This is a genomic window from Martelella sp. FOR1707 (genome assembly GCF_053484265.1).
Map to the genome: position 1 here is coordinate 216,640 of NZ_JBAKFP010000005.1, position 16,270 is coordinate 232,909.

Consider the following 16,270-nt stretch of genomic DNA (forward strand, 5'->3'; position numbering starts at 1 on the left):
ACCGCCGGCGTTTTGATCAGGCGGAAGCCGGCCATGGGTCCGGGACGAGGCTATGCCGTATTGGCCGCCAGCCTCGCCAGATGCGCGGGAAGCGCCGAGGGTTCGCCCGGCGGCGCTTTTTGAAGAAAATGATTATGCGAGGATAACGATGAAGATCACTGTCTATTCCAAACCGGCTTGCGTGCAGTGCAATGCAACGACCCGCGCGCTGGAGCGCAAGGGCCTCGACTATGAAGTGGTTGATGTGTCGGTGGACAACGATGCTTATGATCAGGTCGTTGGCATGGGCTACCGGCAGGTCCCGGTCGTCGTCGCCGGCGAGCAGCACTGGTCGGGCTTCCGTCCGGACATGATCGGCGCGCTTGCCTGACCATGAATGCCGCCGGCTGACAAGCCGGCGAAGCCTGAAGAAGGCGTTGCGCCGCATCCATGCGGCGGGCGCCTGAGCGATCAGACGGCGCGTCAGACGGGCGCGCCGTGTTGGTGAAGAGGACAAGAGGATGACGGGCATGCTCGTCTACTATTCCAGCGCTACGGGCAACACCCATCGTTTCGTGACCAAGACAGGCCTTCCGGCAAAGCGTCTCGGCCCGCAGGGCGACACGAAAAAGGTGGACGAGCCCTATGTGCTGGTCGTGCCGACCTACGCGGGTGGCGACGGCAGGGGAGCGGTGCCGAAACCGGTCATCCAGTTCCTCAACGATCCGGAAAACAGGGCGCTGGTTCGCGGCGTCATAGCCTCCGGAAACACGAATTTCGGAAATACATACGGCATTGCCGGCGATATCATCGCGGCAAAATGCAAGATACCGTACCTCTATCGTTTCGAGCTTCTCGGCACGGAAGAGGATGTCAACAACGTCAGACAGGGGCTGGAAGAGTTTTGGAAACGGCAGAATTGAGGATGGCCACAAGCGCCGAGGAAGAAACCGTGCAGGGCACCGAGAAGGTCGCGGAAAAGGGCGCCGCCAAGGCGAAGCCCGCGACGCTCGACTATCATGCCCTGAACGCGATGCTCAATCTCTATGACGAGAACGGGCACATCCAGTTCGACAAGGACCGGCTGGCGGCCAAGCAGTATTTCCTGCAGCACGTCAACCAGAACACCGTGTTCTTCCATAACCTACGGGAAAAGCTCGATTATCTGGTGGACGAGGGCTATTACGAGCAGGAAGTGCTCGACCAGTATTCGTTCAATTTCGTGCGCGATCTCTGGGACCACGCCTTCGACAAGAAGTTCCGTTTCCAGACGTTTCTGGGCGCCTTCAAATATTACACCGCCTATACGCTGAAGACATTCGACGGCAAACGCTATCTCGAGCGCTACGAGGACCGCGTCTGCATGGTCGCGCTCGCGCTTGCCAAGGGAGACGAGACGCTTGCCACCGCGCTCGTCGATGAAATCATCGCCGGCCGTTTCCAGCCTGCGACCCCGACCTTCCTCAACGCCGGCAAGAAGAGCCGCGGCGAACTGGTCTCCTGCTTCCTGCTGCGCATCGAAGACAACATGGAGAGTATCGGCCGCTCGATCAATTCGGCGCTGCAGCTTTCCAAGCGCGGCGGCGGCGTGGCGCTGTCGCTCACCAATATCCGCGAGCATGGCGCGCCGATCAAGAAGATCGAGAACCAGTCCTCCGGCGTCATCCCGGTGATGAAGCTGCTTGAAGACAGCTTCTCCTACGCCAACCAACTCGGCGCGCGCCAGGGCGCGGGCGCGGTCTATCTGAACGCGCATCACCCCGACATCATGCGCTTTCTCGACACCAAGCGCGAAAATGCCGACGAAAAGATCCGCATCAAGACGCTGTCGCTCGGCGTGGTGATCCCGGACATCACCTTCGAACTCGCCAAGAACAATGAGGACATGTACCTGTTCTCGCCCTATGACGTGGAGCGCGTCTACGGCAAGGCGATGACCGAGGTGGAAATTTCCAAGCACTATCGCGAGATGGTCGACAACCCGGAAATCCGCAAGAAGAAGATCAATGCCCGCGCCTTCTTCCAGACGCTGGCCGAGCTGCAGTTCGAAAGCGGCTATCCCTATATCCTGTTCGAGGACACGGCAAACCGCGCCAACCCGGTTGCCGGCCGGATTTCGATGAGCAATCTCTGCTCGGAAATCCTGCAGGTCTCGGAAGCCAGCGAATTCGACGAAGACCTTTCCTACAAGCATATGGGCAAGGACATCTCCTGCAATCTCGGCTCGATGAACATCGCCATGGCGATGGATTCGTCCGATTTCGGCCGCACCGTCGACACCGCGATCCGCGCGCTGACGGCCGTGTCCGACATGAGCCACATCTCCTCCGTACCGTCGGTGGAAAAGGGCAATGACGAAAGCCACGCCATCGGCCTCGGCCAGATGAACCTGCACGGCTATCTCGCCCGCGAGCGCATCTTCTACGGTTCGGAGGAAGGCGTCGACTTCACCAACATGTATTTCTACGCCGTGACCTATCACGCGCTGAAGGCCTCGAACCGGATCGCCGTCGAACGCGGCGTCTCCTTCGCCGACTTCGAAAAGTCGAAATATGCCAGCGGCGAATATTTCGACAAATACACCGAGCAGGAATGGACACCAGCGACCGAGCGCGTGCGCGACCTGTTCGAAAAGGCCGGCATCGACCTGCCGACCCGCGAGGACTGGCTGGAACTGAAAGAAGCGGTGATGAAGGGCGGGCTTTACAACCGCAACCTTCAGGCCGTGCCGCCGACGGGCTCGATCTCCTACATCAACAACGCCACGGCCTCGATCCACCCGATCGTCTCCAAGATCGAGATCCGCAAGGAAGGCAAGATCGGCCGCGTCTACTATCCGGCGCCGTTCATGGACAATGACAATCTGGAATATTACCAGGACGCCTATGAAATCGGGCCGGAGAAGATCATCGACACCTATGCTGCTGCAACCCAGCATGTCGACCAGGGCCTTTCGCTGACGCTGTTCTTCCGCGACACCGCCACCACGCGCGATGTCAACAAGGCGCAGATCTACGCCTGGAAAAAGGGCATCAAGACCATTTACTACATCCGTCTTCGGCAGATGGCGCTTTCGGGCACCGAGGTCGAAGGCTGTGTTTCGTGCAGCCTGTAATGCGCGGGGGAAAAACCATGAACATGCAGACAAAGAAGCCCGCCATCGCCGTGCCGCGCGCGGTCAACTGGAACCGTATCGTCGATGAGAAGGACCTCGAGGTCTGGAACCGGCTCACCGGCAATTTCTGGCTGCCGGAAAAAGTGCCGCTGTCGAACGACATTCCGTCCTGGTCGACGCTGAAGGAGGACGAGCAGAAGCTCACCATCCGCGTCTTCACCGGGCTGACGCTGCTCGACACCATCCAGAACACGGTCGGCGCGATCACGCTGATGCCGGATGCCGTGACCCAGCACGAGGAAGCGGTGCTGACGAATATTGCCTTCATGGAGGCCGTCCACGCGCGCTCCTATTCCTCGATCTTCTCCACGCTCTGCTCGATGCCGGAAGTGGACGATGCCTATCGCTGGTCTGAGGAAAATGCCTTCCTCCAGGAAAAATCGCAGCTCATCCTGCAGGAATACCGCGCCACCGATCCGCTTCGTAAGAAGGTCGCCAGCGTCTTCCTCGAAAGCTTCCTGTTCTATTCGGGCTTCTATCTGCCGATGTACTGGTCGAGCCGCGCCAAGCTCACCAACACCGCCGACCTGATCCGCCTGATCATCCGCGACGAGGCCGTGCACGGCTATTATATCGGCTACAAGTTCCAGCAGGGGCTGAAGAAGGTGTCCGAGGCCGAGCGCGAGGCGATCAAGGACTTCACCTTCGGCCTGCTGTTCGAACTCTATGAAATTGAGTCCAAATACACCGAGCAGCTTTACGATGCGGTCGGGCTCACCGAGGACGTGAAGGCCTTCCTGCATTATAACGCCAACAAGGCGCTGATGAATCTCGGTTACGAGGCGCTGTTCCCGCCGGAAGCCTGCAAGGTGAACCCGGCGATCCTCTCGGCGCTGTCGCCGAACGCCGACGAAAACCACGACTTCTTCTCCGGCTCCGGCTCGTCCTACGTCATCGGCAAGGCGATCGCCACCGAGGACGACGACTGGGATTTCTGATCCCTTCAGCAGAGTCTCGGGTATTTTACGGCCAGGCGGAGACGCCTGGCCGCGTCAGTTTTACCGGTTCGCCAGCAGCGTGCTGGCCCCTTCCTCGAGGCTTGGAACGGCGACGATATAATCAACCTTGTCGGCCTTCCACGCTTTCAGGAACTTGTAATAATCCTTGAACACCAGGCAGCCATGGGAATCGCCCGGCGTGCGCAGCATATAGGTATGGGCGAGAATGCCGGTGCGGCCGAGCGGATTGGTGCCGTCGACCGAGGTCATGCGCAGTGCTGGCACGCCATGGAACAGCGATTCGCGCATGGTCAGCTTGTAGGTCGCCGCCGGAACGGCGCCGGCCATCTTCACATGCGTATGGTTCGGGTCGTCGCGGTATTTGCCCTTGCCGGAATGGGCCTCCATGACTTCGCCGTCCGGCATGTAGACCTTGGCCGCGGAGATGTCGTAGACGGCGACCTTCTTGGTGCGGCCGGGCACCTCGCCCATGATGTCGCTGAGATCGTCATGGCCGAAATCGGCATAGGCAAGCTGCATGCCGGCGGGCCGTTTGGCCGGCACCGGCACTTCGCCCGGCGAGAGACGGGATGAATCGGCGCCCTGGAGCACCAGTTTGAAGGCGTCGTCGGCATTGGTGTCGCCGCTTGGAGCGAGTGCCGCAAGCGCGGTGGACGGGGCGGCGGGCGAGGGGACCGCCGCCGGTGCCATCTTCGGCTGAAGCTCGGGCGGAACCCCGGCAAGCGCAATTTCGGAGCCGGCATTATCGGCGATCTGGCGGCCGACAAGGCCGCGCTGGAGATCGGCGAGCGCCATGCGACCGGCCTGTTCCAACCGACCCGCAAGAAGGGCCTGCCTTATATCATCCGGAGCAAGCGCCGGCTTCGCGCGGCTCTGTCCGGTTCTGGCGGCAAGAAGGCGCGCTTCCTTGGCGCTTTGGGCGCGCTGGGGCGCCTTGAACGCCGGATTGACCGTGAGGCTGATGCCGCGCGAGGAGGCGAATTCGGGTTTGGAGACCGTCGCCGAAAGGATCGGCGATGAGGCGATGGTGATGATCGCGCCGCCGGCGATCGCCACCATGATGCCCGCGAGCGAAAGCCGCAGCAAGCCGTTCCTGCGATCTCGCTTGGGGCGGGATTTCGAATTCTTGATCGACGTCACGAAACACACTTCCTACGCAAAACTCAAAGACGGTGTGACAGGTGCCAGTCGGAAAAATACTGGGCGCAGGGTAAATTTTTCATTACGGCCTGAGCGGACGATCAGAGACTGGCGGGTGTCACGACGGCCCGAACAGGCGGAAGCGCCTTTGGATGTCGGGGTTTTACGAAGGGAAAAAAAATTGCGTGGCGGCATGCGGGCTTGGTCCTCTAACACTGGATTTGGCCTTCTTGGTATTGGGTCATTTGACCTTTACGTTTGCGTCACTGGGTTCAAGGAGCGCCTAGAACCCAAAATAGGAGAAAATGCGGCCACGTCCGATAAAGCCCGAAAATACGGCAGGCTTGAGGACGGTGCAGTCGCGGCGGACTTTTTAGCCAACACTTGCGGAAGCCGCTGGAATGCTGTCAAAGTCGCCTTTTCGATGACGCCGGGACAGCCAGATTTTGCGGGAGCGAGGGGATCGCTTCGGTCGCGGGGCAGGCGTGTCCGGACTTCTTTGATGAGGCTCTTTTGATCGAACATTTTCATCTTGTGGCGACAATGGCGATTATCGTCGGGACGATCGGTCTCTATTCCCTCGACCGGTTCCCGATCGAGGCGGTGTCGCTCGCCGCGCTCGGCATGCTTCTGGTGCTGTTCGGCGCGTTCCCGTTTACGCTGGAGGGCGGAAAGCCGCTGCCGATCGAGGATATGCTTGCCGGCTTCTCCTCGCCGGCGCTGGTCACTGTGCTGGCTCTCCTGATCGTCGGCCAGGGCCTGTTTGCGACCGACGCTTTGGAGGGCGTGACCAACCGGATCGGGCAGTTCTACGGCGCCAATCCGCGCATGTTGATCGTCGTGATCCTGGCGACCTGCGGCATCACCTCGGCCTTTTTGAACAACACGCCGGTCGTCGTCATCTTCATCCCCGTGCTGGCCTCGCTTGCCGCGCGGTTCCGCCTGCCGCCCTACCAGATTTTCATGCCGCTCTCCTTCATCACCATTCTGGGCGGGATGACCACGATGATCGGTTCCTCGACGAACCTGATCGCGGCCGGGATCGCCAGCCGCGAGGGCGTCAATCTCGGCTTCTTCGATATCACCGGCATGGGCGTCATCCTTGCGGTTTCCGGCGCTGTCTATGTGCTGTTCGTCATGCCGCGGATCTTCACCCGGGAACGGTCGCAAAAGCGCTTCGAACAGGAGAGCGCCGGCACCCAGTTTCTCGGCGAGGTGGTTCTGCTCGGCGAAAGCCGCTTTGTCGGGGAACGCGCCCGCTCGGGCTTCTTTCCCGTGCTGACGCCGATGTCGCTGCATGCCCTGGTCCGTGAGGAGAAGGTGCTGCTGCCGCCCTATGACGACGGTCTGACGCTGCAGCCGGGCGACCGGCTGCAGATGACAGGGACCCGCAAGGGGTTCATGGATCTGCTGGCCAAGGGCGAGATCAGCCTCATGGCGCCGCCGGATGGAACCGCGCCGTCGGCGGAACGGCGGGTCGGCGCGCATTATCATCTGGCCGAAGCGGTGATCACGCCCGGCTCGCTGTTCGAGGGCCGCACGGTCCGCTTCAGCGGCATCCAGCAGCGCTTCAACATCACCATATTCGGCGTCCGCCGCAAAAGCCGGATGGCGCGCACGCCGTTCTCGCAACTGCGTTTCGAGGCGGGCGATACGCTGCTGATCGGTGGTCGCGAGGACGATCTGCGCGCCATGCGCGGCAATCACGATATCCTGCTGCTCGAGCATTCGGCCGAAAGCGTCCCGCCGCGCGACAAGGCGCTCTTGGCGAGCGGCATTTTCGCGGCGATCGTCATCCTCTCGGCCACGGGTCTCACACCGATGGTGGTCAATGCCGTCGCCGGCGCGCTTTTGATGATCCTGTTCGGCTGCCTGACGCTGCAACAGGCAGCCCGCGCCTTCGACCGGCAGATATACCTGCTCGTCGGCGCGTCGATCGCCATGGCGACCGCGCTTCAGGCAACCGGCGGCGCGCAGCTGATCGCGGAAGGGATCGTCGCGCTTGGCGGCGGCTCCTCGGCGTGGCTGATGATCGTGATGCTGTTCGTTGGCGTCTCGATCCTCACCAATGTGCTTTCCAACAATGCGGCGGTCGCGCTGTTCATCCCGATCGGGCTCAGCATGGCGCGGCAGATCGGCGCGCCGCCGGAGGCCTTCGCCGCAGCCGTGATCTATGCCGCCAACTGCTCGTTCGCGACCCCGATCGGCTACCAGACCAATCTCATGGTCATGGGGCCGGGCCATTACAGTTTCGGCGATTTCATCCGCGCCGGCGTGCCCCTGATCGTGCTGCTCGCCGTGGTGTTCGCGCTGACGGCGCCCTGGTATTACGGGCTTTGAGCCTTCAGTTCATGCTGGTCCAGTTCGCCGATTTGCAGATCAGCTTGCCGAGAATGCAGCCGCGCGTCTCCATCGCCGCGCCGTCGAGCGAGATCTCCATCGAATAGGTGAGGCCGCGCCGCACATCGCGGGCCCGGCCCTCATAGCGCGACGGGCCGACCGGGTCGACATCCATGACCAGCGTGTCGCCGACCCGTTCGTTGCGCGTGCCCGGCCTGACCCAGACATTGGTGGCGCACAGGTCTTCGCCGCACTGCTCGACCACCACCCGCGCCTTGCCATCGCCGCGCGCCCACACCCCGGCAAGGTCGGAGGCTTCGGCGAGGCCGGGCGCGGCCGCCAGCGGAAGCGCAAGCAAAAATGAGGTTCTCCGGTTCATCCCTGTCTCCTCTCACGGTTTTGCGCGCGACCGGCAAAGGCGGGCCTTTGCGCCGCGCGCATCAACAACAACCAGACAAGGGGAATTACGGGCAAAAACGCCCGCCGGTTCGTTTTGCGGCGTTTTTATTGTCGGACGCGCTACCGGGAAGCGGAGCCCGATGGGGCAGCCAGCTGATCGAGGCCAGCGGTGCGGCACCAGCCTTCGAGAGCCGCGCCGATCGCCGCCTGCGGCGGGCCATTGCGGTTGAAGCCCCACCAGATGATCGCGCCCTGCCACAGGCTCGCCATCTGCCGGCCCAGTGCCGGGTCGTCGCCGAGCCGGCGCGCAAGCGCGGCCGCGAGCCGCTCGCCCCAGGCCCTGCCGCGCGCCCTCAGCGCCGGGTTGCGCATGTCCTCGCGCAGAAGCGGCAGTCCACCGTCAAGACCATGTTCGGGATCGGGCGTGAGATGCAGAAGCAGGTCGACCGCGCCGCGCGGCGAGACCGGAAAGGCGGCATCGGCGGCTTCGGTTGCCTCATCAAGCCGGTCCCAGGCGTAAAGCAGTATGGCCTCGACCATCGCCGCGCGGTCGCCGAAGCGCTGTACCAGCGTCGGCGCGGAAAGGCCGCTGCGTGCTGCCGCCCTGGCAAAGGTGAGGCCATCCGGACCGGTTTCGGCGATCGCGTCGAGCAACACGGCGAGCAGGGCGGGTTCGGAAATTGTCTTGCGTCTGGGCATGGTCTATTTATAAATGAATGTTTATTTATTAACAAGGAGCAACCATGGCAAAAATTGTGGGTTATATCGCCGTCAGTCTCGACGGCTTCATCGCGGGACCGGACGACAATCTCGATTGGCTTTTCCGCTATGACGGGCTCGATCTCGGCGAGCACGATTACAATCTTTTCCTGGAGCGGATTGGCACCGTGGTCATGGGCCGGAGCACCTATGACTTTCTGGACCGCATGGAAGGTCCCTGGCCCTATGAGGGCAAGCGGGCGCTGGTGGTGACGTCGCGCCCCATCGACCGGCCGAAGGGGGCAATTGAGACGAGGGCGGACGTCGACAGCCTGATCGCGGAACTGCGCGCGCTCGATGATGGCGACGTCTGGATGCTCGGCGGCGGCAAGCTGCAGATGGCGTTCATGGAGCGCGGCGCGCTGGACGAGATCGAGATCTATGTCATGCCGGAGTTGATCGGCGGCGGGTCGCCGCTGTTTCCGGCGACGGGGTTTGCGGCGCAACCGCGCCTGATCAGCGCCACCACGCTAGATCGAGGCTGTGTCCGGCTGCATTACAGTTTTGCTCAGACGGCTTCCCGGTAATCGAGTCCGATATCGAGCACCGGTGCGGAATGAGTCAGCCAGCCGATCGAGATCAGGTCGACGCCGGCCTTCGCGACCGCGCCGGCGGTCTCGGGCGTGATGCCGCCGGAGGCCTCGGTGATCGCGCGGTCGGCGACAATCGAAACCGCCTCGCTGAGCGTTTCCGGCGACATGTTGTCGAGCAGCACCGCGTCGACGCCCTCGTCCATTGCCTCGCGCAACTGGTCGAGCGTGTCGATCTCGATCTCGATCTTGACCATGTGGCCGGCATGCTTCTTCGCGGCCCGCAGCGCGGGGCGGATGCCGCCGGCGATCGCGATGTGGTTGTCCTTGATCAGCACCGCATCGGCGAGCGAGAAGCGGTGATTGCCGCCGCCGCCGGCCTTCACCGCGTATTTCTCCAGCGCCCTCAGCCCCGGCGTGGTCTTGCGGGTGCACACGATCGCAGCGCCCGTGCCCTCGACGGCCGCGACAACGCCGGCGGTGACAGTCGCGATGCCGGAGAGATGGCCGAGGAAGTTGAGCGCGGTGCGCTCGCCCGTCAGTAGCGCGCGCGAGGGACCGGTGACGGTGGCGACGATATCGCCGGCCTCAACCTTCGCGCCATCTTCCACATTTCGGGTCATGCTGATGGCCGGGTCGACCAGATTGAAGGCGAGTTCGGCGGCATCGAGGCCGGCGATCACGCCGGGCCGGCGCGCGCCCATCACCACGGTGGAGCGGTGGCCGGCCGGGATCACGGCATTGGCGGTGATGTCGCCGGCAAGGCCGAGGTCTTCCTCAAGCGCGCGGCGGACAGTGGGTTCGATGATCAGGCGGGGCAGCATGGCATGGTCCTCAGGCGCTACGGGCAAGCGCGGGGCGCGCGGCAAGGGCGCGGGCGTGGGCGAACACGTCGTCGAGCGTCATGCGCTGACGCCGGCTTTCCGGGTTTCTTTGCGGGAAATCGGTGCGGGCATGGCCGCCGCGCGATTCTTCGCGCATCGCGGCGAACACTGCTATCGAGAGCGCGACGATCGCCGGATCGGAATCCGGGCCGCTGCCTTCGGCGAGCGGCAGCAGGGCGGCGATGGCATCGCCAAGCGCTGCCCCGTTCCGGGTGACGCCGAGCGCGCCCGAAGCGATGCCGCGCACGGTCGCAAGACGGGGCGCTGCCGCTAGCGACAACGCCGGAAGCCGACGCTCGGGGGCAGGGGGCGCAGCGGCGATTTCGGCGGCGGCGGCAAGGCCGGTAACAGCAGCCTCCAGCAGCGAATTGCTGGCGAGCCGGTTGGCGCCGTGGAGCCCGGTGGCAGCACACTCGCCGACGGCATAGAGGCCTTCAACCGAGCTGCGGCCCGCAGCATCCACTGCGATCCCACCCATGTGATAATGCTCGGCGGGGCGCACCGGAATGAGATCGGTCGTCGGGTCGATACCGGCGCGGGCGCAGATCGCGAAGATTTCGGGAAAGCGGTGCTTGAACCGGCTGCCGAGCGCTTGCCTTGCGTCAAGGAAAACGCGGCCGCCCCGGGCGATCTCGGCGGCGATCGCGCGGGCGACGACGTCGCGGGGCGCAAGCTCCGCACCGGGCGTTGCGGCGAGGAAGCGTTCGCCCCGCTCGTTGAGGAGCAGGGCCCCTTCGCCGCGCACCGCCTCGCTGATCAGAGGCAGCGGGCGGATGTCGGTTGCGAGCGCCGTCGGGTGGAACTGCACGAACTCCATATCGGCAAGTTGGGCTCCGGCGCGCGCGGCGAGCGCCACGCCCTGACCGAAATTGCCCGCTGGATTGGTCGAGGCATCGTAGAGCCCGCCAATGCCGCCGGTCGCGATCACGATGCGGGAGGCCGGACGCCGAAACGGTTGGCCATCCCTTACGCCGGCAAGCCCACAGACGGCATTGTCGTGCACGAGCAGGCAGCGCACCTCCGCCCCGGAGATGACAGTGATTGAAGGCGTTTCGGCAACGGCCTGCGTCAGCGCCTTGACGATCGCCGCGCCCGTGGCATCGCCGCCGGCATGGATGATCCGCCGGCGGGAATGGGCGGCTTCCAGCCCGAAGGCTAGCCCAACCTCGGGGTCGCGGTCGAAGACGACGCCGTGGCGCTCGAGAAAGGCGATCGCCTCGGGCGCGCCCTGCAATATGCGCGCGGCCGCTTCGGGATCGCACAATCCGTCGCCGGCGGCGAGCGTATCGGCGAGATGCAGCTCGGCGCTATCGTCTTCGCCAAGGGCTGCGGCAATGCCGCCCTGCGCCCAGCCGGTGGAGGTCTCGGCCCCGAGCGCCGCCTTGGTCACCAGCGTCACCGGCAACGGCGCAAGCGCCAGCGCCGTCGCCAGCCCGCCGATCCCTGATCCGATGACTGCGACGGTCATACCGCGAGCATCCGTTCGACGGCTCGGCGCGCATCATCCGCGATCGCGGGATCGACGGTGACTTCGTGGCGCATCTCCTGCAGGGCTTCTTTGATGTTGGAAAGCGTGATCCGCTTCATGTGCGGGCAGAGATTGCAGGGGCGGACGAAATTGACGTCCGGATGATTGACCGCGACATTGTCGCTCATCGAGCATTCCGTCAGAAGCACGACCCGGCCCGGTTTGGCATCGCGGACATAATCCGACATGCCGGCGGTGGAGCCGGAAAAATCGGCCTCGGCCACCACTTCGGGCGGGCATTCGGGATGGGCGATGATGGTGACACCCGGCCATGCCGCGCGCATCTCGCGCACGTCTTCCGCCGTGAACAGCTCGTGCACCTCGCAATGGCCGCGCCAGGCGATCAGCTCGACATCGGTCTCGCGGGCGACGTTGCGGGCGAGGTATTCGTCCGGCAGCATCAGCACTTTCGGCACGCCGAGCGATTCCACCACCTTCCTGGCATTGCCCGAGGTGCAGCAAATATCGGAGGCGGCCTTCACCGCGGCCGAGGTGTTGACATAAGTGACCACCGGCGCGCCGGGATGGGCCTGCCGCATCAGCGCGATGTCTTCCGGCGTGATCGAATCCGCCAGCGAACAGCCGGCGCCCATATCCGGGATCAGTACGGTCTTTTCCGGGTTGAGGAGCTTCGCCGTCTCGGCCATGAAGTGGACGCCGGCCAGCACGATCACGTCGGCATCGACCCTTGTCGCCTCGCGCGCCAGAGCCAGGCTGTCGCCGACGATGTCGGCGACGCCGTGGAAGATTTCCGGCGTCTGGTAGTTGTGGGCGAGGATGACGGCGTTGCGCTCCCGCTTCAGGCGATGGATCGCCCCGATATCGTCGGAAAAGCTCAGCCATTCCGCCTTGGGAATGACGTTTGCGACCCGGTCATAAAGGGCATCGGCGGAAAAGGGCGCGTTCATCGGCGTTATCTCCTGTGTTCGGCCCGGCGCGGAAGAATCGGGGAAGCCGCGCCGGGCCTGCCAGGGGAGGCGTTGGGGCAACCTCGCGCTGGTCGATTAATACTCAATCTGAGTATATCATGGGCGCAAGCATTACGCCCTTATTGACGGGGAGTCAAGAACGCGCGATCGGGAGCCTTGAAAGCGTCAGCGCCCGTTCCTCGACAATCGCATGACGATAGCGGTAGAGCCGGGCCGGGCGGCCGCCGGCCTTGTCGGAGGTCTGTCCGGTTTCCTCGATCAGGTTCTGCTGGTCGATCTGGCGGCGGAAATTCGGCTTGTGCAGCTTGAGGCCGGCCAGCGCCTCGACGCATTTCTGAAGCTGCAGCAGCGTGAAGCTCTCCGGCATGAGTTCGAAGATCACCGGTCGGTATTTGATCTTGGCGCGCAGCCGCGCGATCGCGGTCGCCAGAATCCGGCGGTGATCGGCGGCCATCGGCTTGCCGAACCAGAAGGCCGGCGTCTGTCCGGCCTCGGCGATCAGGCCCGCCTCATACATCAGTTCGAAGCGCTGCAGCACCAGTTCCTCGTTCCAGACCATGCCATCCACGCCGAAGGCGAAGCGGATGCGCTGGCGGCGCTCGGCCCGGCCCGGCCGCTCGCTCATCGCCCACTGCATCATCAGGTCGCTGACCTGTTCCAGGATTTCCGGCCGGCCCTCGCGCAGGTCCTCCCACGGAAAATAGGTGTACCAGTCCTTCCACAGCGGCCCGCCGCTGCCGGGCGGCGGCTGTTCGCGCACAAGGCCCAGATAGCTGATCGAGATGGTGCGCTCGCCGTCGAAGCCGCGATCGCGATCGGCGAAGGTGTAGAGCTGCTCGAGATAGCCGACGGGATGCCCGGTCTGGGCCCTGATCCAGGAATTGAGCCCGCCCTGCAGAGTGCGGTGGCCGTTCTCGAACGGGCCGGAGGGCAGGGCCGCGCCCATGCGCACGGTCATCACCCGCGGCGCATCATTTGTAAGCGCGGTGAGAACGGCGATCAGTTCGGCATGGACGCGGGCTTCGGTCACAACGTTGCCCCCCGGCGATATTGCTTCTTGCGAGGTAGCATCAATCTGCCGTGGTGCAAAGCGTCGCGGCAAGCCGTGGGCGTACGCGCTCGTCAACAGCATCAAGGTCTTCAATTGGACACCAACGAGCGGCATGAACCTCGGCAAGGTCTGCTGCGATCGTGCCCGATACGATGGCCGCAAAGCGAATGTCGAGGTGATAGTGTTCTGGCTCGGCCTTGTGCGGATTTGCCGGAATCCGGTGCAGGTCGATGCTGACGGGCCGGGCGTCGTCAGGCAGGTCTGCCGCAAGCCCGGTTTCCTCAAGACATTCCCGCCGGGCCGCCTGCTGCAGCGTTTCCCCTGGATCGACATGGCCACCCGGCTGAAACCATTTGCCAGTCGCCCTGTGATGAATGAAGACGGTGCTTGAAAGGTCCGGCGCCAAGGGGAACAGTGAGGCTGTGACATGCACAGGATAAGTGTGCCGAGAACGGTAATCGCGCTCGCCGCGGATGAAGTCCCCGTATTGTGTGGCCCAGCGAGCATCATAGTCCGCTATCAGTTCGGCGATATGGTCTTCTTCGGACACTCTTTTCCTTCCTGACCTGAGGTTTCAAAGCACCAAGCTTTTTTCGTAGGGTCACTCCGGTGCACGCGGTGAAGCAATCATCTTAAAGTCGTGCGGCGGCCTTTCGAAACAGAATTGCGCAGCATGGGTCATATTTTTCCACTTTGGTCCGATCTCGCGAAATAGGCAAAAAATTCAGCGTCTTGCATTTTCCCGACTTCAAGCCAGCCTGAAGTTTTTTGATTGCATGGTCAATAAAAAGCGCTAGTCTCGCCATCAGTGTGACGTTTGCGGTTGGGCGCAGACCCGCATGAAGTTCAGCATAATTCGGGATCGCGAAAAAGCCGAGAGCGGTGCCGGGAAGTGCGAAACCTTTGGCGGCGAGAGGCCGTCGACGACATCAACCACAAGGGGAAAATGATGAAGAAACTGAAGGCTTTGGCGCTCGCCACGAGCGTTTTCGTATCGCTTGGCGGCGCCGCCAGCGCATCAACGCTGGTCTACTGCTCGGAAGGCTCCCCCGAGGGCTTCGATCCGGCGCCCTATACCGCAGGCACCACCTTCGACGCCTCCTCGCGCGCCATCTACAATCGCCTCGCCGAATTCAAGCACGGCTCCACCGAGGTTGAGCCCGGCCTTGCAGAGAGCTGGGACGTGTCCGATGACGGGCTGGAATACACCTTCCACCTGCGTCCGGGCGTCAAGTTCCAGACGACCGATTATTTCACCCCCACGCGTGAGATGAACGCCGACGACGTGATCTTCTCGTTCATGCGCCAGATGGATGAATCAAGCCCCTGGTACCAGTATGCGCCGGGCATCTCCTGGGAATATTTCAACGGCATGTCGATGCCGGACCTGATCAAGAGCATCGAAAAGGTCGATGACATGACGGTCAAGTTCGTGCTCAACCGGCCGGAAGCGCCGATGATCGCGAACCTCGCCATGGACTTCGCCTCGATCATGTCGAAGGAATATGCCGACCAGCTCGAAGAAGCCGGCAATCTGGAGCAGTTGAACCAGAAGCCGGTCGGCACTGGCCCGTTCACCTTCGTGAACTACCAGCAGGATGCTGTGATCCGCTACAAGTCCAATCCGGACTATTACAAGGGCCAGGAAGATCTCGACACCCTGATCTTCGCGATCACCACCGACGCCGCTGTTCGCCGCCAGAAGCTGGAAGCCGGCGAGTGCCAGATCATGGTCTATCCCGCGCCCGCCGATCTGGAAGCGCTGGAATCCAATGACGACATCACGGTCATGGCCAAGGAAGGCCTGAATGTCGGCTATCTCGCCTATAACACCAAGATGGCGCCCTTCGACAATCCGAAGGTCCGCAAGGCCCTGAACATGGCGGTCGACAAGGAAGCCATTCTGGAATCGGTGTTCCAGGGCGCCGGCGAGGTTGCCAAGAACCCGATCCCGCCGACCATGTGGTCCTATAATGACGAGGTGCAGGACGACCCTTACGATCCGGAAGCCGCCAAGGCGATGCTGGAAGAGGAAGGCGTCACCGATCTTTCGATGAAGATCTGGGCGATGCCGGTGCAGCGTCCCTATAACCCGAACGCCCGGCGCATGGCCGAGCTGATGCAGGCCGACCTCGCCAAGGTCGGCGTCGATGCCGAGATCGTTTCCTATGAGTGGGGCGAGTATCTGGCCCGGTCTTCCGCTGAAGACCGCGACGGCGCCGTGCTTCTCGGCTGGACCGGCGACAATGGCGACCCGGACAACTTCCTGGCCGTGCTGCTCGGCTGCGATGCCGTTGGCGGCTCCAACCGTGCCCAGTGGTGCTACGAGCCCTTCGAGGAGCTGATCCAGAAGGCCAAGGTCACCTCCGACACCGAGGAGCGCACCGAGCTCTACAAGCAGGCTCAGGTGATCTTCAAGGAACAGGCGCCGTGGAACACGATCGCCCATTCCAAGGTGTTCATGCCCATGACCAACTCGGTCGAGGGTTTCGTCATGGACCCGCTCGGCTATCACCGCTTCGATGATGTAACCATCGCCGAATAAGGCCTCGCACAAGAGAAGGGGGCCGGAAATGCGGCCCTCTTCCGTTTTCGGG

General features: G+C 63.0%; 15 protein-coding genes. 7 read left to right on the top strand and 8 right to left on the bottom strand.

What is annotated here, in order from left to right:
- Positions 1 to 148: 148 nt before the first annotated feature.
- The 4 genes from nrdH (at position 149) to nrdF (ending at position 4,092) form a co-directional block, all read left to right on the top strand.
- Positions 149 to 370: a glutaredoxin-like protein NrdH gene (gene nrdH / locus V6765_RS15285; RefSeq protein ID WP_018065714.1), complete on the top strand. Its 222-nt coding sequence runs from the start codon at positions 149 to 151 to the stop codon at positions 368 to 370.
- A 130-nt stretch (positions 371 to 500) separates the two neighbouring features.
- Positions 501 to 902, top strand: coding sequence for a class Ib ribonucleoside-diphosphate reductase assembly flavoprotein NrdI (gene nrdI, locus V6765_RS15290; protein ID WP_230722036.1), 402 nt, complete (start codon positions 501 to 503; stop codon positions 900 to 902).
- A gap of 2 nt (positions 903 to 904) precedes the next feature.
- Positions 905 to 3,094, top strand: a complete 2,190-nt coding sequence (gene nrdE, locus V6765_RS15295) for a class 1b ribonucleoside-diphosphate reductase subunit alpha (protein ID WP_448430256.1) — start codon at positions 905 to 907, stop codon at positions 3,092 to 3,094.
- Positions 3,095 to 3,111: 17 nt separating this feature from the next.
- Positions 3,112 to 4,092, top strand: coding sequence for a class 1b ribonucleoside-diphosphate reductase subunit beta (gene nrdF / locus V6765_RS15300; RefSeq protein WP_448430258.1), 981 nt, complete (start codon positions 3,112 to 3,114; stop codon positions 4,090 to 4,092).
- Between the two features lie 60 nt (positions 4,093 to 4,152).
- Here the strand turns inward: nrdF and V6765_RS15305 are convergent, their stop codons facing one another.
- Positions 4,153 to 5,253, bottom strand: a complete 1,101-nt coding sequence (locus V6765_RS15305) for a DUF2778 domain-containing protein (RefSeq protein ID WP_448430260.1) — start codon at positions 5,251 to 5,253, stop codon at positions 4,153 to 4,155.
- 513 nt (positions 5,254 to 5,766) lie between these two features.
- On the opposite strand from V6765_RS15305, the gene V6765_RS15310 reads away from it, so the two are divergent.
- Positions 5,767 to 7,593 (top strand): SLC13 family permease, encoded by a 1,827-nt coding sequence (locus V6765_RS15310; RefSeq protein ID WP_448430262.1) that lies wholly within the window; start codon positions 5,767 to 5,769, stop codon positions 7,591 to 7,593.
- Between the two features lie 4 nt (positions 7,594 to 7,597).
- Here the strand turns inward: V6765_RS15310 and V6765_RS15315 are convergent, their stop codons facing one another.
- Together V6765_RS15315 and V6765_RS15320 are read right to left on the bottom strand one after the other, a co-directional pair.
- Entirely contained in the window at positions 7,598 to 7,972 is a 375-nt protein-coding gene (locus V6765_RS15315; RefSeq protein ID WP_448430264.1) for a DUF2147 domain-containing protein, read from the bottom strand.
- 140 nt (positions 7,973 to 8,112) lie between these two features.
- Entirely contained in the window at positions 8,113 to 8,691 is a 579-nt protein-coding gene (locus V6765_RS15320; RefSeq protein ID WP_448430266.1) for a TetR/AcrR family transcriptional regulator, read from the bottom strand.
- Between the two features lie 44 nt (positions 8,692 to 8,735).
- On the opposite strand from V6765_RS15320, the gene V6765_RS15325 reads away from it, so the two are divergent.
- On the top strand, positions 8,736 to 9,278 hold the full coding sequence (locus V6765_RS15325) for a dihydrofolate reductase family protein (protein WP_448430268.1): 543 nt from the start codon (positions 8,736 to 8,738) through the stop codon (positions 9,276 to 9,278).
- Here the strand turns inward: V6765_RS15325 and nadC are convergent.
- From nadC to V6765_RS15350, 5 genes are all read right to left on the bottom strand, one after another.
- Positions 9,260 to 10,105 (bottom strand): carboxylating nicotinate-nucleotide diphosphorylase, encoded by an 846-nt coding sequence (gene nadC, locus V6765_RS15330; RefSeq protein WP_448430270.1) that lies wholly within the window; start codon positions 10,103 to 10,105, stop codon positions 9,260 to 9,262. The genes V6765_RS15325 and nadC overlap by 19 nt on opposite strands.
- A 10-nt stretch (positions 10,106 to 10,115) precedes the next feature.
- A complete protein-coding gene (locus tag V6765_RS15335) occupies positions 10,116 to 11,633 on the bottom strand; it encodes an L-aspartate oxidase (RefSeq protein WP_448430272.1) in 1,518 nt (505 codons plus the stop codon).
- Positions 11,630 to 12,601 (bottom strand): quinolinate synthase NadA, encoded by a 972-nt coding sequence (nadA, locus tag V6765_RS15340; RefSeq protein WP_448430274.1) that lies wholly within the window; start codon positions 12,599 to 12,601, stop codon positions 11,630 to 11,632. The genes V6765_RS15335 and nadA overlap by 4 nt, the downstream gene beginning before the upstream one ends.
- A gap of 154 nt (positions 12,602 to 12,755) precedes the next feature.
- Entirely contained in the window at positions 12,756 to 13,652 is an 897-nt protein-coding gene (locus V6765_RS15345) for an NUDIX hydrolase (RefSeq protein ID WP_448430276.1), read from the bottom strand.
- Between the two features lie 40 nt (positions 13,653 to 13,692).
- Positions 13,693 to 14,223, bottom strand: coding sequence for an NUDIX hydrolase (locus V6765_RS15350; RefSeq protein ID WP_448430278.1), 531 nt, complete (start codon positions 14,221 to 14,223; stop codon positions 13,693 to 13,695).
- A 399-nt stretch (positions 14,224 to 14,622) separates the two neighbouring features.
- Here V6765_RS15350 and V6765_RS15355 point away from each other — a divergent pair, with 399 nt between their 5' ends.
- Positions 14,623 to 16,218: an ABC transporter substrate-binding protein gene (locus tag V6765_RS15355; RefSeq protein ID WP_448430280.1), complete on the top strand. Its 1,596-nt coding sequence runs from the start codon at positions 14,623 to 14,625 to the stop codon at positions 16,216 to 16,218.
- The last annotated feature ends 52 nt before the right edge of the window (positions 16,219 to 16,270 follow it).